We start from the raw sequence: 19,158 nt of genomic DNA, 5'->3' as shown, positions 1-19,158 counted from the left end.
TAAAGAGGAGAATCGCTTCTCCCCTTCATGTGGTTTTTTATGTGATGATTATGAAATTACAGACCTTTTTTCGCGATGAAAGCTACCAAGTCAACAACGCGGTTGGAGTAACCCCACTCGTTATCGTACCAGGAAACAACTTTCAACATGTTGTCGCCAACTACCATTGTGGACAAAGCGTCGATAGTGGAAGAAGCTGGGTCACCATTGAAGTCGCTGGATACAAGTGCATCTTCTGTGTAGTTCAGAATGCCTTTAAGAGGGCCTTCGGAAGCTTGTTTCAAAGCAGCATTTACTTCGTCAACAGTTACGTTAACTTTAAGCTCAACAACCAAATCAGTTACGGATACGTTAGGTGTAGGAACACGCATAGCCATACCGTTCAATTTGCCTTTAAGCTCAGGAAGAACTAGACCGATTGCTTTTGCTGCGCCAGTGCTGGAAGGAATGATGTTCTCAGCTGCTGCACGAGCACGACGAAGGTCTTTATGTGGAACGTCAAGAACGGATTGGTCATTTGTGTACGAGTGAACAGTTGTCATCATACCTTTTACGATTCCGAAGCTATCGTTGATAACTTTCGCGAAAGGAGCTAGACAGTTCGTAGTACATGAAGCGTTGGAGATGATTGTGTGTGCAGCTGGATCGTATTTGTCTTCGTTAACACCAAGTACGATTGTGATATCTTCGTCGGAAGCAGGAGCGGAAATGATAACTTTCTTAGCTCCACCTTTCAAGTGAAGAGATGCTTTTTCTTTCGCTGTGAAAATACCAGTGGATTCGATTACGATTTCAGCGCCTACAGAAGCCCAAGGCAGGTTCCCAGGGTCACGCTCAGCAAAAACCTTGATGGAACGACCGTTAACGATCAATTCGCCTTCGCCAGCTTCAACTGTAGCGTCTAGTTTACCGTGAGTAGTGTCATATTTAAGCAAATGAGCCAATGTTTTAACGTCTGTCAAATCGTTTACTGCCACGATTTGTACTTCAGAGCTGTTCAATGCTGCGCGGAATACGTTACGACCAATACGTCCGAAACCGTTAATACCTACTTTTGTTGTCATAGTCATTTCCTCCTAAGATTACATAAATATTATATTTCAAAACGCAGCCATAAAAGGCATACGTTATGATGGCAACTTCCAGCTATACATGCTTCATGATTTCTAAGGCAGCTGCTTCATCTGTAACAAGTACATCTTCTTGCCCATGTCGCAGTACAGAAGCGATCGCTTCCCCTTTGCTCTTCCCGCCAGCAACACCAATCACAACCTCAACACGCTGCAGATCTTCCAGCCTAAGTCCGACTGTCGGCATCTTATGAACCACATTTCCTTGGCGGTCAAAATAATACCCAAGCGCCTCAGCAAGTGCCCCATCGGCTCTCAGACTGCCCGTAGTATCAGCATCTACTTTACGCCTACGAGCCATGACCATAGCATCTCCGATACCATGTACAACAATGCGACAACTCCGCACCGCGTTCACAACTTCCTGAATTTGTGGATCTTGAATCAGCGATTGATACGCTTCTTCCCCAAGATGATCAGGAACATGCAACAGCCTGTATTTCCCGCCTGTTTTCTTGGCCATAATGGAAGCGATCGTGTTCGCTTGCATATCCACGCTTTCACCAAGCCCTCCTCGTGCAGGGACGAACCAACTGCCCTTCATCGAAGAAGATATCGCTAAGTTATTGGCAATCTGCGCCATCGTCGATCCGCCTGTTACCGCGATAATATCATCTTTGGCAACGTACTTACGTAAAGCGGCCGCACCAGCTCGCCCAAGCTCCTTCTTCGTAAATACCGAAGTATCAGAATCCCCTGGGACGATAATCACATTGGAGAGGTTGAAAGCTTTGGCAATGCTGTCTTCCAAATCTGTCAGTCCAAACGCCATCTTAATGATCGGCTGCATATCCTCCAGCAACTGACGACCTGACTCGCTGATCTTCATGCCGCTTGCATCTGATTCCAGAAGCCCCAGCTCCTTCAGGAAGTCGACTTCACCGCGGAGTACGCGCTCCGTCATGTCGAGTGAGGACGCTAACGTCCTTCGTCCGACAACACCGGAAACCAAGATGTGTTGCAGAATCGAGTAGCGTTTCTTCATGATGTCCATAAGATCAGGCATGAGCTGTTTCTGAATGTCTAGAATCTCTCTCATAGGACGACTTCCAACGCTCCCGATCCAATGTAGGACGTTTTGTGTCCCGGGTATACATTTTATGTCCCACCCGGGTGAAAAAAAAGTTCCTTGCGCACTTCTATATTTCTTTTCTCAATTACAGTTTTTATTATAACCATTTCCTGCTCAACATTCAACATTTGTTCAAACATTTTTCTCCAAATAGGGCTGTAAGGGCTTTCCTCCTTGCTTTTTATGGAAAGCTGACTTATAATAACCCTTGCTTCACTTTTTCTAAACTATGCGCCCGTGGTCCAATGGATATGACGTAGGCCTCCGAAGCCTGAGATAAAGGTTCGATTCCTTTCGGGCGCGTCCAATAAATCAGCTACATGAGTTACGGTTTAATCGCCAAATCAGCTCTGAAGCTGATTTTTTTTGCGTTTAGTTTGACCTTTCTTGACCTTCAGACGTTTTTTCGTTATCATACTTGTAGATACTGTAAATAGTATGTAACCCAACCCCAAGGAGGTCATTCTCATGAGTTTTATTCCTATGGTCGTCGAACAGGACGCGCGCGGTGAAAGAGGATATGACATCTACTCTCGCTTGCTGAAGGACCGCATTATATTCTTAGGCACGGGTGTCAACGATGTTGTGGCGAATTCCATCATTGCTCAGTTGCTCTTCTTGGCCGCTCAAGATCCTGATAAAGATATCTCGCTTTACATTAACAGCCCAGGCGGCTCCATCACAGCCGGCATGGCGATCTTTGACACGATGCAGTTCATCAAACCAGACGTATCCACGATCTGTGTAGGTATGGCCGCTTCGATGGGTGCTTTCTTGCTGACAGCTGGTGCCAAAGGCAAGCGTTATGCGCTTCCGAACAGTGAAGTCATGATTCACCAACCGCTTGGCGGTGCAGAAGGTCAAGCCTCTGATATCGAGATTCGCGCTAAGCGTATTTTGAAAATGAGAGACAACCTGAACACCATCCTTGCAGAGCGCACTGGACAATCGTTCGAGCGCATCGAGAAGGATACTGACCGTGATAACTTCATGAGTGCTAAAGAAGCAGCCGAATACGGACTCATCGATAAAGTCATCGAGCGCGTCTAATTTCATAAATAAAAAACCAGCCTGATCTTCATTCGCTCATCTGAGCAACCGAAGATCGGCTGTTTTTTTGTTTTACTTATTTCAAATCTTCCAATGGATAGAAAATTAAATCAATTGGGAACGCTGAGCCCGCCGGAGGCGTAAATTCAATATCCAGCGCGTCTTCCGTACCTGTCGTGCGCGCTAATACTTCCAAGCCATCGAATGCTGTAATGACACCGGAATACGGCACAGGAATGATTTCACCATTAATCTTAAACGGCCCCTTGAACACGCCGCCTCTCGCCATGATCATCACAGCCATTTTGCGCGGCTTATCTGCATGGATTTTATAGACCACGCCATAATTCCCACCGTTCACAACATCTAACTTCCGCATCACGTCGTAGCCTTTGACGAACGGATCCGTCTTATTGTCACCGATCGTTAATACAGAGGCTTTCGTAAAGCTCGAGGCATCAATTTTCCATTGAATCTCGGAAACGGGGAAGGTACCGCGAACATGTCCGTTAAAGGAAAGCAAAGGCAGCTCTTTCACTGTCGTTGGTGTCAGCATCTTATCCGTTGCAATAAAGGACATTTGGAGCTCGCCGTTCGTTTCAACATCATAGAATAAATTAACACCTTGCCCAGGATAGAACTCAGGCAGTTTCGCATACACATAACTTGCGTGAGGCAGAACCGTCATTTCATCCGTGTATACATTGTTTAGAAGGAAATCAACTGATGCTTCACTGCCGATCAAGTTCGCATAAACGGAAGGATAGACCTCGCCTTTATTCGTCGTTTTGATCGTAATCGGTTTATCTGTGTTGTTCGTGGCGAAGATCGCCATCGTCATTTTCTGTTTCGTACCATTGATATGATCCGCATATAAGCGTGCTTTGCCATTAATATTGTCCTGATACAAAATACCGCTAGTCGTGAATTCTTCCGGACTGTCGCTGACAAGCAGCGTGCGCCCTTGTACTTCTTTCACGTCCTTCGGAAGCATCGGCAACTCATTAAAATGTGACCAAATGGTCGTCCAGTTCGTTTTGATGAACCCGCCAACTGGCTTCATATAAATCGGGTACTCCACTTCAGACAAATACGGTTCATTTACGACAGTCACAAAACTTTTGAACAATTTACTCACATGACCATGACCATCCTTAACCGTTAAGGTTACTGGATATTGGCCAGCTTTGAAGAATGCCTCTTGTTTACCTGTCCAGTCGAAGGATACGATACCTTCTGCATCCGGATCATAGCTCAAATCCAAATACTTAACAGGCTCACCAAGCCTGTAGGTAGGCTTCGCAGTAGCAAACTTGGCCACTGGACGAGAATTGCTGTCTTGATCGATGTAGATGCCCTCAGGCGCTTTAAAATGCACGATCTCTACACGTCTTAGTTCACTGTTATACGTGTACTTTGCACCCATGTAATCAGCTAACCATGTCAGCTTCACGAGCAACTTGCCATTCACAATAGCGGCCACTGAACTAAAGGGTACATCCACCCCATTCGTCGTCACGGTCTTGTGATCGGGATCAAGTACGATGTTGTTGCCCGGAGGTGCCATTTGAATTGTACGGGACAAATCGTTCCACTCCACTTGAAAGCCTAACGTATCCCCTAAGAATTTGGCTGGAACAAAGGTGCTTCCATCAATAATGGTAGATGGGGACTCCAGATGAATCTGTTCCTGATTCACGAATGCTTCTGCTTTATCGATATAAAGTAAAATAAAGGACGAGCTTGTTGATACCGCATGCGCGGCTGGTGCTGTAATTGTGCTTACTAGAAATACGAGTAAGGCCAGTAGAGCAATCATTTCTTTCTTTACTACATTCATTTCACTTCGGCTCCTTCTTCAAACTTGGGATAGGCGCGCTACTTAGAAATACAAATAGCCTTATCCATCACGACCACGTTTATTAGACGTAGCCGAGCGAGAAAGGTTGCTAATTCCACTAATTGTTAACAAATTTGACACTTTTAGAATGATTAAGATTCGGCCCAATAAACTGCAAAAAAGCCCCCTCGAAAGGTAGGCTTTTAAAGGATTATTGGTTTTCCAACTCTTCCTTACTGACTAATGTGACTAAAGCGTTTACAGCCTGCTCTGCATCCGAACCTTCTGCACTTATGAAGACTTCGGTCCCTGTGCTGATCGCAAGACTCATAATTCCCATGATGCTTTTCGCATTCACTTTCTTCTCATCTTTCTCAACAAAGATCTCCGATGAAAACTTATTCGCCTCTTGAACAAACAATGCCGCAGGTCTGGCATGAAGTCCTGTTCTCAACTTCACAACGACTGGACGTCTGGACATGGAACTAATTCCCCCTAGTGTGGAGCTTATATGGATTACTATTAATAACAGCGTTTACCTTATGTTTTAATATTATAGCATTTTTCCTTCAAGTACACTAGAAAAAATGCGAAAAACTTATACAAGCGTTGTACAGCCCGGACTTATCTACGAATTTCGGTGTTTTTCGGCTAATTCGTCTATTTTCCGCAGGCGATGATTCACACCTGACTTGCTGACACTGCCCGAAAGCATGTCTCCAACTTCCTTCAAATTCAAGTCAGGATGCGCAAGTCTAATCTCCGCAACCTCTCTCAACTTCTCAGGTAAGCTATCTAGACCAATTTCCCTTTGCAACAACCGAATATTCTCGATTTGTCTGACGGCTGCGCCAATCGTTTTGTTCAAGTTCGCCGTTTCACAATTCACGATACGATTAACGGAATTCCTCATATCCTTCATAATCCGGACATCCTCGAAGCGCAGCAGCGCCTGATGAGCCCCAATGATATTCAGAAACTCGATAATTTTCTCGCCTTCCTTGATGTACAGTACGAACCCTTTCTTACGTTCAATGAAACGGGCGTTCAAATCGAACTTGTTCGCAAGCTGTGTTAATGCTTTACAGTGTTCTTCATAAATCGAAGCGATTTCCAAATGATAGGAAGATCCCTCCGGATTATTAACAGAACCGCCAGCCATGAAGGCCCCCCGAAGATAAGCGCGCTTGCAGCAATTGCCGCGAATAATGTCTTTGTTAATACCCGTCGTAAAAATAAAACCCTCAGAGACAATTTTCAAATCACTGAGCAGTTCTTGTACTTGACCAGGGACCCTAACAATGTACACATTATTCTTCTTTAGACGCATTTTCTTACGCACAAGCAACTCCGTGTGTGTATTATACGTCTTCTTGATCAGCGAGTAAATCCGCCGTGCAATTGCAGCGTTCTCCGTGGATACATCCAATACAACACGCTGACTCGTTAACTGAACAGCACCATTCATTCGAATAAGAGCGGATAGCTCCGCTTTTTCACAGCATGGCTCCGAATCATTGATTAACGTTAATTCTTTTTTGGTTGTTGCCGCAAAGGACAAGGGACTCACTTCTTCCTTAACAGCCAGCTTTCGACGAGCTGATAGATATGGTCACTCAATTTCTCTGCATCATGACGAAGATAGGTACGGAATAAGACCAGTCGATCAGCAATTACCCGATATCCTCTTTTCGTCACTTCATCCAAATCTAAATGGACCGCTTTTGAACCTTTTTCCGCATATTTGGCTTGCACCTGCGGTGGAATTTCACCATTATTCACAATCACATAATCAAACAAATGCTGACCTAAGTGATCATAAATCGCATCCAGATGATCGCTAACAGAATAATCATCGGTTTCCCCTGGCTGTGTCATGACATTACAAATGAACAATTTCACAGCTTTCGAAGCAACGATCTCCTTCGCTATTCCTGGAACAAGCAGATTCGGCAGCAAACTTGTATATAAACTGCCTGGACCGCACAAGATAGCATCTGCCTCTCGTATAGCTTGAACCGCCTCTGTGAGTGGCGTTACACCCGCTGGTTCAATGAATACTCTCTTGATGCGTCCATCGGCCTTCGGTATTTTGGACTCCCCAACAACTAAAGTCCCATCTTCCATAATGGCTTTTAGCACGATAGCTTGATTAGACGCCGGAAGAACTCTTCCGCGAACAGCAAATACGCGATTCATTTCTTGCACGGCGGTAACAAAATCACCTGTAATATCTGTCAATGCCGCTAGTATTAGATTTCCCAGACTATGTCCGGCTAAACCTGTACCGTTCTGAAATCGATACTGCAGCATCAAAGACAATAAAGGCTCGACATCCGCTAACGAGGTTAGCACATTTCGAATATCTCCCGGAGGCGGCATCTGCAATTCGCTTCGCAAGATACCGGAACTCCCTCCATCGTCTGCAACGGTCACGATAGCAGTGATATCAACCGGCTTTTCTTTCAGTCCTCTCAGCATAACTGAGAGCCCTGTTCCACCGCCAATAACGACTATTCTGGGCTTACGTTGTAATTGACCAAGCTCCATACTTCTTTCACCCTCTTAATCACATAGCCGTCTATAAGCGGTCTCGCTCGGCATCTCGATGACTGAGACGCACGGTTTCAGTTTCGCTGTTCCCCATGACTTTACCTAGATATTCCGTAATCGCAACTGATCTATGTTTGCCTCCTGTGCAACCAATACCAACAACAACCTGGCTCTTGCCTTCCTTCTTATACTGAGGCATTAAGAAATTCAGCATATCCAGCAGCTTCGTCAGGAATTCTTGGGTCTCGGACCACTTCATCACGTAGTCATAGACATCTGGATCTTGCCCCGTTTGCGGTCGCAGTTGCTCCACATAATGAGGATTGGGCAAGAAACGCACATCAAAGATGAGATCAGCGTCAATAGGGACACCATACTTGAATCCGAAAGAGATAACATTTATAGATATGCGATTAGCTTCTAGATTGGTGAACCTGGAAATGATTCTTTCCTTCAACTGCACGGGCTTCAAGCTGCTAGTGTCAATAACCTGCGTAGCCAGACCTTTGAGCTCCTCAAGCAGCTTGCGTTCAAGACCTATTCCCTCGAGCGGCGCCCCGTCTGGTGCCAATGGATGGCGACGGCGGCTCTCTTTGTAACGTTGCACGAGCGTACCATCAGTCGCGTCCAGGAATAATATTTCATAGCTAAGGGTGTAATTCTCTTGGATATACCGCAAAGACTCTTGGAGCGCAGTGAAAAATTCACGTCCGCGCAGATCAATAACCAAAGCGACTTTGCCGATTTTACCCATCGATTGGACGATTAATTCAGCAAACTTCGGAATCAAGACGGGAGGTAAGTTATCAACGCAGAAGAATCCTAAATCCTCCATGCTTTGAACAGCAATTGTCTTGCCCGCACCCGACATTCCTGTAATAATGACCAGTTTCGCTAAAGGGTGGTTTTCTTCCATGAATGACACCTTCCTTTGGGGTGCTTTCGCAGATCAGCTTTTCTCCTGTTCATCTACGAACCCGGTCTAGCTTTCTAGCGTAAATTCAACCCTGCAGCTCCAACTACGCCTGCATCATTGCCAAGTGTAGCAGCAACGATCTCAACGCCTTCAGCAGCAGCTTCTGGTGTAAATTTGATGAACGTTTCACGAATAGGTTGGAATAGAATTTCTCCTGCTTTCGATACGCCACCGCCGATAATAAAGCGCTTCGGGTTAATGACAACAGCTAACGCCGCCATCGAACGCCCGATATAATAAGCCGCACGATTCACGATGCGCAAAGCCACTTCATCTCCGCTTTTGGCATCATCGAACACATGCTTAGCTTCAAGCTTCTCGTGAAGGGCTAGTGATGTACGCTCACCGCGTTCAACTGCTTCCTTCGCCATACGAACAATGCCCGTCGCGGAAGAAACCGTTTCAAGACAACCCATTTGTCCACATCCACACTGAATCGCTTCAATGTCAGGCACGATGGACATATGACCAAGCTCGCCAGCCATGCCAGCAGAACCTTGATAAATTTTACCGTTAATAATGATACCGCCGCCAACACCCGTTCCAAGTGTATAGCACACAACGTTCGGAATGCCCGCTCCAGCACCTGACCAAGCTTCGCCTAGCGCAGCTACGTTTGCATCGTTATCAATTTTAACCTGTTTACCCAGAAGTGCTTCAAGCGTCTTCTTCGCCGGTACGTTATGCCACTGCAGGTTCGGTGAGAACTTCACGAAGCCTTCTGGAATATCCATAAATCCAGCCAAGCCTGCGCCAATACCAGCTACTTGCTCCCACGAAAACTCCGATTCTTCGACAATTTGACGTACATATTGCGCAATACGCTCAAGGACCGACTCTGCACCTAGTTCTGGTGAAGTTGGACCTTCTAGCGTCTTAAGAAGCTTACCTTGCTCATCACAAATACCTACTTTAATATTCGTGCCGCCTAGATCTACACCGATATAAATTTGATTGGACATTACAAGGTCACCTCATGAATAATCATAAAATTTTCGGGCATATGCTCCTGTTCCCACTATAAGACAACACTGCCGGGAGGTCAAGATTCATCCAAACCCTGACTAAATGAGAAAACGTGGAAAGCGTAGCCCTCCACGTTAACTGAAATGCCATAACGACTTACAATGAAATACTCCAGTCGTGTACACTGTTGCCTTCAAGGAACTTCTCTGCTTCCAACGCTGCAGCACATCCGCTTCCAGCAGCTGTAATCGCCTGGCGATACTTCGTATCTTGCACGTCACCACAAGCGAATACGCCTGGGATGTTCGTCTCTGTCGTACCTGGCTTCACGATAATGTAGCCATGCTCATCCGTGTCGATTTGTCCATCGAGGAACTTCGTGTTCGGTGTATGACCGATCGCTACGAAGATACCGTCCGTTTCAATGATTTCATCTTCACCTGTTTGGTTGTTTTTCACTTTAAGGCCAGTAACGCCTTTTTCACCCGCTACAACTTCTAACGGCGTGTTATTCAGCGACCACTTCACCTTCTCGTTTCCACGAGCCCGGTCTTGCATGATTTTGGAAGCACGAAGCTCATCGCGGCGATGAACCAAACGCACTTCTGTCGCGAAACGAGTAAGGAAGTTTGCCTCTTCCATAGCAGAGTCACCGCCACCAACGACGATAATCTTTTTGCCACGGAAGAAGAAGCCATCACACGTTGCACATGTACTTACGCCGCGCCCGATGTTTTCTTTCTCATTCGTGATGCCAAGCAATCTCGCAGACGCACCTGTGGAAATAATCAGTGTTTCTGTTTCGATCTCGCCTAGTCCTTCTACTTGCAGTTTGAACGGGCGGTTCGTCAATTCAACGGAATTAACCCAACCTGTTTTGAATTCAGCGCCAAAGCGTTCAGCCTGCTTGCGCATGTTTTCCATTAATTCAGGTCCCATAATCCCTTCGGGAAATCCTGGGAAGTTTTCTACTTCGGTAGTTGTTGTCAACTGACCGCCTGGTTCTGGTCCTTCAATAACAAGCGGGCTTAGATTCGCACGCGCCAAGTAAATAGCTGCTGTTAGACCGGATGGCCCTGTTCCTACTACGACTGATTTATACATATGATTTCCCTCCTAGGTGCTTTCCTGAGGAAAGCTATCTTTAATTAGCGTGGTATTGGTGATTGCTCTTGCCCCACTGCCATTTACGACAAGAAACAAGAACAATCAGATTATCTATATGTATGAAAGCCGAAACTTTCATTGAAGCAAGTTCGGCTATCAAAGACTCGTAAACTTATTGAAAATCGCATCCATTTTCTCACGCAAGCCACAGGTATCGTCGATGAGCTTCACATGCCGACTAACCGTGGAAACCGTGACGCCATAACGTGTAGCTACTTCCTGATAGGAAATCGTTCGGCGATGCATTTTGGCTATCAAATATTCTAACGCTGCCGCCCAGCCCTCAGATTTAAGAATCTTAGGTACACTTGGGTACATCTTCGTTAAAAATTCAACCCACAGAATTTCTAAGTCATACTGTTGAACCATATCGTAACGCTTGTGCATATGCGATAGCGCCGTTTCCATCACGCGCTGCCAGCTTGCATCCCAGACGGGAAGCTGAGGCGAGTACGGAGAAGCCTCTACCATGATGTCCTTATTTTCGAGATAGGCAGGAATGGACTCGCGAATCCCCATACTTCGTAGAACGAAGATGGCAACCTTCTTCAAATAGTCATCCTCTTTATGATCCAGAATGAAATCCTGAAGAGCGTCTCTCACTTCGTTGTCCGCAATCAAACCAAATGCTTGAATGACTTGAAGCTTCGTCTCCACATCGCCATGACGCAAAGCCCAGAAGAACGATGACCGCACAAGCGGGTCTTTCTTCAGTTGATCAGGAATTCCTTGCGTAGATTTCTCTAGTGCACGGAACTGCTCTTCGAACGGCAAATGATAGTGGTAGCTCCAAGTAAGCGGAAGCGCCGATTTCTCTCTGATCCGCAGCTGCTCCAAATAGAACTTCGAAATCTCAGCACCTGGATCCAGCTTCTGAACCTGCTTCCATAAGCGGTACGCTTCGGAGAATCGACCGATATGGCACGCAGCAACAGCCGCATAATGATACAAGCAAGGATCTGTGCCGCCGTCCCCTGCTTTCAGCAGACGTTTAAACAAATGGTACGCCTTCTCATGCTGAGCAAGAATACCCATGGTCGTTGCCAGCTTGAACACATGCTCCTGCTGGAACGGAAACGTCTTACCTAACAGCGTGGTAAGCTCCGCAAGTTCCTTCTTGTTGCCGAAATGCTGATGGAAAATCGCCATATTACAAAGTGCATGCAGATTACCAGGATCGATAACCAGCACTTCTCGGATCGTTTCCATCGCCTTCTCGAATTGACCCATATAATAATAAGCCAATGCCAAATTGTTGCGAGCGGCCGTGAAATCAGGCTGTTTCTTCACCAATTTCTCCAACTGCCTTACTGCCTCTGCGAACTTACCTTCCTCGAGCAACGCACGGGCTTTATCATGCTCGAACAGCCCTTCTCGACTCTTGATGCTAGTGAGAGGGGCGGGACGATCAAGCTCGTAGCTCAGCATTTCCATCATTTCTTCGGATTCGTCCATGAATTGCCCTGTCGGGTCATTCTCCAAATACCGAACCAATGCCTGTTCTGCCTGCTCGAAGTTTTCCATGTTGGCATAGTTGTTCGCCATATAAAAGTGACATTCTGTCATCTCGGGATCGATGGTTTCAAGGATATGCTGCAAAATTTGGTTCGACTCGTCATAATTGCCCACTTCGGAGAGAACTCCTGCAAGATTGCAGTGATTCACAGGATTATCCTGTTCATACTCTGCAGCCCGCCGGAAATATTTCAATGCCTTATCATAATGAAACCGATCCAAAGATTGAACCGCTCTCTCGAAAAAGAATGCGGCATCCATGTTAATTGAAATAACTTTTGGTTTTGGCGCTTCGGATATGCGCTTTTTCTTTTCCATAGCAAGACACCTCCGGCAATTTGATTACCATCAAATTATACCATAGATCTCCTAGAAGCCAAAAACATTATCCGAAGGTAAGATATTCCGCTTAAACGCCGCCGTATTTGAATAGGGAGGATAGGGACCCGCCATCTGTAATAATGCGAATCGCATCGGACAATAAAGGTGCAACTGAAAGCACATTAAACTTGTCAGAGTGCCCCTCTGGAATCGCGATGGAATCCGTAATAATAACCTCTTTAATGCTAGGGTGATCCAAACGTTGCAACGCTGGTCCAGAGAATACAGGGTGTGTAGCACAGATGTAAACATCAAGCGCACCGCGTTCTTTTAGGCTTTCCACGACATTAACGATCGTAGTACCTGTATCGATCAGATCCTCGATAATAATCGGCGTACGTCCAGCTACATCACCAATCACGTGAGTGATCACGGATTCGTTGTGCTCTGGGCGTTTCTTAATCATCATCGCGAATGGCGCATCGAGAATGTTAGCCATTTTCTCAGCTGTTGTAGCACGTCCCGCATCTGGCGATACGATGATAGGATTCGGTAAATTTTTTCTCTTAATGCAATCACTAATGAGGTCAAGCGCTGTCAGGTGATCCACTGGGATATTGAAGAAGCCTTGGATCGCTGGCGCATGTAGGTCAATTGTAACAACACGCGTCGCGCCTGCTGCACTGAACAAGTCAGCAACTAATTTAGCAGAAATCGGCTCACGCGGAGCTGCTTTGCGTTCTTGACGAGAGTAACCATAGTAAGGGATGACAAGGTTGATCGTTTTTGCAGATGCTCTTTTCGCCGCATCCATCATGACCAAAAGCTCCATCATATGCTCATTAATCGGATGGGAGAAGGTTTGTACCAGAAACACGTCACAGTTACGAATCGTTTCTTCGTAAAGGCAATAAATTTCTCCGCTTTTGAAACGCGATAATTTGATTTGTCCTAGCGGCTGGCCGAGCTCTTTACAAATACTTTCCGCGAGCTTCGGATTCGAAGATCCGGAAAAAATTTTAACATTGTCGCTATGCATGGTTAATGGTTACCTCCGAAGGTTCATTAAATAGATTATATAGTCCTACTCATTATACATGATACGTGTCGGATTTAAAAAGTCACAAGATGTCGTTTTCGAGCAGAAAATGTGGCTATTTCGTTAAATCCAATCGTTTTTAATAGCTCCCTTGCCTCATCCAGGTACTGAGACAACCGTTCCGGGAGATGCGCGTCCGAGCCGAGCGTTACGGGAATTCCCACCTTATGGCAATATTCCAGCATACGACGGCTTGGGAACATCTCTTTACACGGATGGCGCAGGCCCGAAGCATTCAGCTCGATCGCTAGCCCCGCTTCCTTCACGGCATCTAAGGCTGACTTCTCCAACTCCCACGTATCGCGATCTGGCATATAACCAAACCGTTTGATCATATCGATATGACCGATATAGTCATACTGTCCGGTCCGGACTGCTTTCTTCACTGCCTCGTAGTATTGGGTATAAACAGCAAAAATATCCTTACCTTCCCAACCTGCCAGCTGTCTAAAATCAGAAATATCCCACTCGCCTAGGAAATGAACCGAACCAATCACGTAATCCCAAGGATAAGCTTGAATGATGGCGGCGATTTCAGCTTCGTAGCCTTCGACATAGTCGCCTTCCAGACCGACACGAATGTCAATCTGATCCTTGTATTTCTCTTTCAGATAAAGGCATTCTTCCACATATCGCGGAAGCTCTTCCATCGGCATTGCCATTTCTGGCCAATACGTTTGCGGATCGACATGCAAAAGCGGCATATGATCAGAAAGCCCCAACTGGGTAAGCCCGATCTCGATGCCGCGTTTGACGTATTCCTCCAGTTCCCCAGAGGCATGACCGCAGCGCACATGATGTGTATGATAATCAATCAACATCGTGAATTCACTCCAGGTCGTTTACTTTATTTTTTGACGTGCCGATTAGCCAGCTCTTTCATAATATCATCCAATGGCAATTTATTATTACGTAAAAGCACCATTAAGTGAAAAATAAGATCGCTCGCTTCATAACGAAGCTCTTCATTGTCTTTATTTTTAGCTGCAATAATGACTTCCGCCGTTTCTTCGCCCACTTTTTTGAGGATTTTATCGACCCCTTTTTCGAAAAGGTAAGTCGTATACGCGCCCTCAGGACGCTCTGCGTCTCGGGAAGCTATAACAGCTTCTAGTTCAGCTAAAATAGCGAAACGATCGCCGCCAGTAGCAGGTGCAGCTTCTTCTGTTGATCCTTCCACTGCAATGTTCGAAGTGAAGCAAGTGTACGAACCATTGTGACAAGCAGGTCCCACTTGTTCAACTAGAACCAATAGCGTATCCGCGTCGCAATCGTAGCGAAGTGCTTTTACCTTTTGCGTATGACCGGACGTTGCTCCTTTATTCCAAAGCTCATTGCGTGAACGGCTCCAGAACCACGTGTCCCCCGTTTTAATCGTGCGCTGCAAAGACTCATTGTTCATGTATGCCAACATCAGCACTTCTTTACTTACTGCATCTTGCACGATGGCAGGTACAAGTCCTTGCGCGTCGTATTTAATTTGATCCACTGAAAATGTCATCGAATTTCAACCCCTTTACCTTTCAGGTCTGCCTTGACCCCGTCTATCGTTAATTCTTTATAGTGAAAAATCGTCGCTGCAAGACCCGCATCGGCCTTGCCTTCGGTAAACACATCATAGAAATGTTCCGCTTTTCCCGCTCCGCCAGAAGCAATCACAGGAATCGTCAGAAGCTCGGATACCGCACGTGTCAGCTTAAGATCAAAACCATCCTTCGTTCCGTCCGCATCCATGCTCGTCAGTAGAATTTCGCCTGCGCCAAGCTCTTCCACGCGTTTCGCCCATTCCAATGTTTTGATGCCTGTCGGTTTGCGTCCACCATGGGTATACACTTCCCACTCGCCCCATTCGGGATTGAACTTCGCATCAATGGCTACCACAATACACTGGGAACCGAACTTCCGCGCACCATCGGAAACGAGCTGAGGATTGAGCACCGCTGCCGTGTTAATCCCAATTTTGTCCGCGCCTGCGCGAAGGAGACGTTTCATATCATCAACACTTGAAATCCCGCCACCTACTGTAAATGGGATCGTAATCTCTCCTGCTGTCTGACGAACGACCTCAACCATCGTTGCTCGCCCTTCAACCGAAGCCGAAATATCGAGAAACACAAGCTCATCCGCACCTTCTTTATCATAAATCGCCGCAAGCTCAACCGGATCACCAGCATCACGTAAATTCACGAAATTCACGCCTTTCACCACTCGCCCATCCTTGACGTCGAGGCAAGGGATAATTCTTTTGGCTAACATGCTCAGCACCTCCTTGAGACTATTTCCACCTTATTTACACAGGGTCAAAAAATTGCCCAACAGCTGCATACCGATATCTCCGCTTTTTTCAGGATGGAACTGCATGCCGTAGACATTGTCACGACCTACAATGGCCGTTACCGGCTGATAGTAGTCCGTTACTGCCAACAAATCACTTTCCCGCTCCGGCTTCGCATGGTAGGAGTGTACGAAATACACATGCCCTTCCTCAATCCCGTTGAAAATAGGGCTCTCACTCTGCTTATAGCTCAAGCGGTTCCATCCCATATGCGGCACCTTGTATTCGCCGCGGAAACGAACGACAGACCCAGGCAGTAGCCCTAGACCTTCATGTTGACCGTGCTCTTCACTGCTCGTGAACAACAGCTGCATACCTAAGCAAATGCCGATCATAGGCTTACCAGACGCTGCATACTGCTTCACAACCTCATCCAGACCTGTTTCACGCAGATGCTCCATCGCATCACCGAATGCGCCGACGCCAGGAAGGATCGCACCTTCTGCCGCCAGAATTTGCGCTGGATCCCCTGTGACAACCGCTTCATAGCCGAGCCTTTCAACCGCTTTGCTCACACTATGTAAATTACCCATTCCATAATCAATAATGGCGATCATGCCTACAGCACTCCCTTCGTCGAAGGAACCCCCTGCACACGAGGATCAATCGAAGTTGCTTCATCCAGCGCACGAGCTAACGCTTTAAACACGCCTTCAATCATGTGATGTGTGTTTTGTCCGTAGTGAACGATAACATGCAAAGTAATACGTGCTTCAAGCGCGAACTTCCAGAGGAATTCATGCACCAGCTGTGTTTCGAAGCTGCCAACATTCAATGTCGGATACTGAGCACGGTATTCAAAATGAGGACGGTTGCTGATATCAATCACAACTTGAGCCAACGCTTCGTCCATCGGGACAAATACGCTCGCATAGCGTTTGATGCCTCTTTTGTCACCGAGCGCTTCACGCAGTGTTTGACCTAGACAAATCCCGATGTCTTCAACTGTGTGATGATCATCGATTTCGATATCGCCTTTGGCATCCACTTTCAAATTGAAGTGACCATGCTTCGTGAACAAATCCAGCATATGATTTAAGAATGGAACATCTGTTTGTATTTCAGAAACTCCCGTACCATCTACTTCAAAGGAGAGCTTGATATCCGTTTCATTGGTCTTACGAGCTACGCTCGCTGAACGCGTTCTTACTTGATCCTGTTCTGCCATCTAGGTCAACTTCCCTTCCTTTTTAAGTCTGATCTCAACCGCACGCGCATGACCTTCCAGCCCTTCATTTCGAGCCAGCGTCATAATCATGTCTCCGTTCGCGAGTAATGCTTCCTTGCTATAGTGAATGACGCTTGATTTTTTGAGGAAATCGTCCACATTCAGTGGCGATGAGAATCTTGCTGTGCCATTCGTCGGCAGCACATGGTTCGGTCCGGCGAAATAATCGCCGACAGGCTCTGTGCTGTAGGCGCCTAGGAAAATGGCACCAGCATTTTCAATACGTGGCAGCCACGTGAAAGGATCCTGAACGAGCAGCTCACAGTGCTCCGGCGCCAAGCGATTGATGACGTCCACGCCTTCGTCGAGTGAGTCGACAAGCAAGATCGCGCCTTTCGTCGCTGTCGAGACGGCGGCAATGGCTTTCTTCGGCAGTACATCCAGCTGCCGCCACAGCTCTAGCCGAACTTCTTCGGCTAGCTCACGTGAAGGTGTCACCAGAATCGACGGTGACATCTCGTCATGTTCGGCCTGCGCCAGCAAATCGGCCGCGACGTACTCAGGATCGGCGTGCTCGTCGGCGAGCACGACAATGTCTGTTGGTCCGGCGATCATGTCGATATCGACGACGCCGAACACGAAGCGCTTCGCCAGCGCGACGTAGATGTTGCCAGGGCCGACGATTTTGTCGACCGGCGCGATCGATTCTGTCCCGTAGGCCAACGCGGCAATCGCCTGCGCCCCGCCTACGCGGTAGATCTCTTTCACACCCGCTTCGGCTGCTGCCACAAGGATATGCGGGTTAATGCCTTCTTCGCCCGCGGTGGACGGCGGCGTCACCATCGCGATCTCCGGTACCCCTGCGACGATCGCAGGGATGGCGTTCATGAGCACGGAGGACGGGTACGCCGCCTTCCCTCCGGGCACGTACAATCCGACCCGCTTCAGCGGTCGGATGATTTGGCCCAGCAGACTGCCGTCCGGCTGCAGGTCCATCCATGAGTTGCGTTTCTGCTTCTCATGAAACGCACGAATGTTAGCGGCGGCTTGACGAAGCGCCGCCAGGAACGCGGCGTCGACTTGCGCGTACGCCGCTTGGATCTCTTCGTCGCTGACGCGAAGCTCAGCGACGTCGACGCCGTCGAACTGCTTCGCTAGGCTCCGCAGCGCGGTATCGCCGTCCTGCCGCACCTCATCGATGATGCGGCGGACGGACTCATTTTGCTCGGGTGAGCCGTATTCGACCTCGCGGTTTAATTGAAATTCGGAGGCGGGCATAATCCGCATCTTCATCATCCTCTCATTTTACTAACTAATGCTATAGTTTAACTGTTGGCAGTACCGCCTGCAGCATATCGCACAACCGTTGGATGGAGTCATTCTTCATCCGGTAACTCACACGATTCGCAATTAAGCGGCTCGTAATTTGAAAAATTTCCTCTTGCTCCACAAGGCCATTTTCCTTCAATGTCTGACCCGTCTCGACCATATCTACGATGCGGTCAGCTAGTCCAATCAAGGGGGCCAGCTCGATAGAACCGTTCAACTTGATCACTTCTACTTGTTGTCCTTTCTCACGGAAATACTGTGAGGCTACATTCGGATACTTGGTCGCAACACGCGGGTTGATAACCTGTTTCCAATCCGGCAGCCCAATCACCGACATACGGCATCGAGCGATTCCTAGATCCAACAATTCGTAAACATTCCGATTTTCTTCCATCAGAACATCCTTACCTACAACCCCGATATCGGCAACGCCGTACTCTACATACGTAGGAACGTCCACTGGCTTGGCTAAAATAAACTCCATTTTCGCCCCTGGCACAGGGATAATTAAACGTCGGCCTTCTTCTAAATCCTCAGGGATGGGCAATCCTGCCTGCGTAAACATTTTCGCTGCTTGTTTATAAATACGGCCTTTCGGCATCGCTACTTTAAGAATGTCATCCACCGTTCCAACCTC

At 47.2% G+C, this 19,158-nt stretch carries 19 protein-coding genes and 1 tRNA gene; 2 read left to right on the top strand and 18 right to left on the bottom strand.

Going from position 1 to position 19,158, the window contains the following annotated elements; translation table 11 throughout:
* Window positions 1-56: 56 nt before the first annotated feature.
* Complete coding sequence (gene gap / locus AC58QG_RS31905; protein WP_497366055.1) at window positions 57-1,064, bottom strand: type I glyceraldehyde-3-phosphate dehydrogenase; 1,008 nt, start codon at window positions 1,062-1,064, stop codon at window positions 57-59.
* An 82-nt stretch (window positions 1,065-1,146) separates the two neighbouring features.
* Entirely contained in the window at window positions 1,147-2,169 is a 1,023-nt protein-coding gene (locus AC58QG_RS31900; protein ID WP_497366054.1) for a sugar-binding transcriptional regulator, read from the bottom strand.
* A gap of 264 nt (window positions 2,170-2,433) precedes the next feature.
* On the opposite strand from AC58QG_RS31900, the gene AC58QG_RS31895 reads away from it, so the two are divergent.
* Together AC58QG_RS31895 and clpP are read left to right on the top strand one after the other, a co-directional pair.
* A tRNA-Arg gene (locus AC58QG_RS31895) sits at window positions 2,434-2,505 on the top strand.
* Window positions 2,506-2,670: 165 nt separating this feature from the next.
* Window positions 2,671-3,252, top strand: coding sequence for an ATP-dependent Clp endopeptidase proteolytic subunit ClpP (clpP, locus tag AC58QG_RS31890; protein ID WP_065851305.1), 582 nt, complete (start codon window positions 2,671-2,673; stop codon window positions 3,250-3,252).
* 76 nt (window positions 3,253-3,328) lie between these two features.
* Here the strand turns inward: clpP and AC58QG_RS31885 are convergent, their stop codons facing one another.
* From AC58QG_RS31885 to hisG, 16 genes are all read right to left on the bottom strand, one after another.
* Window positions 3,329-5,092, bottom strand: coding sequence for a stalk domain-containing protein (locus tag AC58QG_RS31885; protein ID WP_497366053.1), 1,764 nt, complete (start codon window positions 5,090-5,092; stop codon window positions 3,329-3,331).
* 211 nt (window positions 5,093-5,303) lie between these two features.
* Entirely contained in the window at window positions 5,304-5,573 is a 270-nt protein-coding gene (locus AC58QG_RS31880; protein ID WP_028555561.1) for an HPr family phosphocarrier protein, read from the bottom strand.
* A 147-nt stretch (window positions 5,574-5,720) separates the two neighbouring features.
* Complete coding sequence (gene whiA / locus AC58QG_RS31875) at window positions 5,721-6,653, bottom strand: DNA-binding protein WhiA (RefSeq protein WP_310502448.1); 933 nt, start codon at window positions 6,651-6,653, stop codon at window positions 5,721-5,723.
* Between the two features lie 5 nt (window positions 6,654-6,658).
* Window positions 6,659-7,642: a gluconeogenesis factor YvcK family protein gene (locus tag AC58QG_RS31870; protein WP_497366052.1), complete on the bottom strand. Its 984-nt coding sequence runs from the start codon at window positions 7,640-7,642 to the stop codon at window positions 6,659-6,661.
* Window positions 7,643-7,673: 31 nt separating this feature from the next.
* Entirely contained in the window at window positions 7,674-8,561 is an 888-nt protein-coding gene (rapZ, locus tag AC58QG_RS31865) for an RNase adapter RapZ (protein ID WP_497366051.1), read from the bottom strand.
* 74 nt (window positions 8,562-8,635) lie between these two features.
* The gene (locus AC58QG_RS31860) at window positions 8,636-9,583 is read right to left on the bottom strand and encodes an ROK family glucokinase (RefSeq protein WP_497366050.1); all 948 of its coding nucleotides are present in this window, start codon (window positions 9,581-9,583) and stop codon (window positions 8,636-8,638) included.
* 160 nt (window positions 9,584-9,743) lie between these two features.
* Window positions 9,744-10,691 (bottom strand): thioredoxin-disulfide reductase, encoded by a 948-nt coding sequence (gene trxB / locus AC58QG_RS31855; RefSeq protein WP_497366049.1) that lies wholly within the window; start codon window positions 10,689-10,691, stop codon window positions 9,744-9,746.
* 159 nt (window positions 10,692-10,850) lie between these two features.
* Window positions 10,851-12,587, bottom strand: coding sequence for a tetratricopeptide repeat protein (locus AC58QG_RS31850; protein ID WP_497366048.1), 1,737 nt, complete (start codon window positions 12,585-12,587; stop codon window positions 10,851-10,853).
* A 91-nt stretch (window positions 12,588-12,678) separates the two neighbouring features.
* Entirely contained in the window at window positions 12,679-13,629 is a 951-nt protein-coding gene (locus AC58QG_RS31845; protein WP_497366047.1) for a ribose-phosphate diphosphokinase, read from the bottom strand.
* 74 nt (window positions 13,630-13,703) lie between these two features.
* The gene (gene hisJ, locus AC58QG_RS31840; protein WP_497366046.1) at window positions 13,704-14,510 is read right to left on the bottom strand and encodes a histidinol-phosphatase HisJ; all 807 of its coding nucleotides are present in this window, start codon (window positions 14,508-14,510) and stop codon (window positions 13,704-13,706) included.
* Between the two features lie 26 nt (window positions 14,511-14,536).
* Window positions 14,537-15,190, bottom strand: coding sequence for a bifunctional phosphoribosyl-AMP cyclohydrolase/phosphoribosyl-ATP diphosphatase HisIE (hisIE, locus tag AC58QG_RS31835; protein WP_497366045.1), 654 nt, complete (start codon window positions 15,188-15,190; stop codon window positions 14,537-14,539).
* The gene (gene hisF, locus AC58QG_RS31830) at window positions 15,187-15,945 is read right to left on the bottom strand and encodes an imidazole glycerol phosphate synthase subunit HisF (protein ID WP_056611288.1); all 759 of its coding nucleotides are present in this window, start codon (window positions 15,943-15,945) and stop codon (window positions 15,187-15,189) included. The genes hisIE and hisF overlap by 4 nt, the downstream gene beginning before the upstream one ends.
* 30 nt (window positions 15,946-15,975) lie before the next feature.
* Complete coding sequence (gene hisH / locus AC58QG_RS31825) at window positions 15,976-16,581, bottom strand: imidazole glycerol phosphate synthase subunit HisH (RefSeq protein WP_497366044.1); 606 nt, start codon at window positions 16,579-16,581, stop codon at window positions 15,976-15,978.
* A gap of 2 nt (window positions 16,582-16,583) precedes the next feature.
* Window positions 16,584-17,192 carry an imidazoleglycerol-phosphate dehydratase HisB gene (gene hisB, locus AC58QG_RS31820; protein ID WP_497366043.1) on the bottom strand — a complete coding sequence of 203 codons (609 nt, stop codon included), beginning with the start codon at window positions 17,190-17,192 and terminating at the stop codon, window positions 16,584-16,586.
* Window positions 17,193-18,479 (bottom strand): histidinol dehydrogenase, encoded by a 1,287-nt coding sequence (hisD, locus tag AC58QG_RS31815; RefSeq protein WP_497366174.1) that lies wholly within the window; start codon window positions 18,477-18,479, stop codon window positions 17,193-17,195.
* Between the two features lie 31 nt (window positions 18,480-18,510).
* Window positions 18,511-19,146: an ATP phosphoribosyltransferase gene (gene hisG / locus AC58QG_RS31810; RefSeq protein ID WP_497271829.1), complete on the bottom strand. Its 636-nt coding sequence runs from the start codon at window positions 19,144-19,146 to the stop codon at window positions 18,511-18,513.
* Window positions 19,147-19,158 lie beyond the last annotated feature (12 nt).

Source organism: Paenibacillus sp. J22P169 (assembly GCF_059691995.1).
This window is presented reverse-complemented; position numbering and strand designations above follow the sequence as displayed.

Coding starts and splice junctions, on each gene's coding strand:
- hisH (WP_497366044.1), bottom strand. CDS start 16,581: ATGATCGCCATTATTGATTATGGAATGGGTAATTTACATAGTGTGAGC.
- AC58QG_RS31885 (WP_497366053.1), bottom strand. CDS start 5,092: ATGAATGTAGTAAAGAAAGAAATGATTGCTCTACTGGCCTTACTCGTA.
- rapZ (WP_497366051.1), bottom strand. CDS start 8,561: ATGGAAGAAAACCACCCTTTAGCGAAACTGGTCATTATTACAGGAATG.
- AC58QG_RS31870 (WP_497366052.1), bottom strand. CDS start 7,642: ATGGAGCTTGGTCAATTACAACGTAAGCCCAGAATAGTCGTTATTGGC.
- hisD (WP_497366174.1), bottom strand. CDS start 18,479: ATGCGGATTATGCCCGCCTCCGAATTTCAATTAAACCGCGAGGTCGAA.
- hisF (WP_056611288.1), bottom strand. CDS start 15,945: ATGTTAGCCAAAAGAATTATCCCTTGCCTCGACGTCAAGGATGGGCGA.
- hisIE (WP_497366045.1), bottom strand. CDS start 15,190: ATGACATTTTCAGTGGATCAAATTAAATACGACGCGCAAGGACTTGTA.
- AC58QG_RS31860 (WP_497366050.1), bottom strand. CDS start 9,583: ATGTCCAATCAAATTTATATCGGTGTAGATCTAGGCGGCACGAATATT.
- clpP (WP_065851305.1), top strand. CDS start 2,671: ATGAGTTTTATTCCTATGGTCGTCGAACAGGACGCGCGCGGTGAAAGA.
- hisB (WP_497366043.1), bottom strand. CDS start 17,192: ATGGCAGAACAGGATCAAGTAAGAACGCGTTCAGCGAGCGTAGCTCGT.
- AC58QG_RS31880 (WP_028555561.1), bottom strand. CDS start 5,573: ATGTCCAGACGTCCAGTCGTTGTGAAGTTGAGAACAGGACTTCATGCC.
- hisJ (WP_497366046.1), bottom strand. CDS start 14,510: ATGTTGATTGATTATCATACACATCATGTGCGCTGCGGTCATGCCTCT.
- AC58QG_RS31845 (WP_497366047.1), bottom strand. CDS start 13,629: ATGCATAGCGACAATGTTAAAATTTTTTCCGGATCTTCGAATCCGAAG.
- AC58QG_RS31900 (WP_497366054.1), bottom strand. CDS start 2,169: ATGAGAGAGATTCTAGACATTCAGAAACAGCTCATGCCTGATCTTATG.
- AC58QG_RS31850 (WP_497366048.1), bottom strand. CDS start 12,587: ATGGAAAAGAAAAAGCGCATATCCGAAGCGCCAAAACCAAAAGTTATT.
- gap (WP_497366055.1), bottom strand. CDS start 1,064: ATGACAACAAAAGTAGGTATTAACGGTTTCGGACGTATTGGTCGTAAC.
- trxB (WP_497366049.1), bottom strand. CDS start 10,691: ATGTATAAATCAGTCGTAGTAGGAACAGGGCCATCCGGTCTAACAGCA.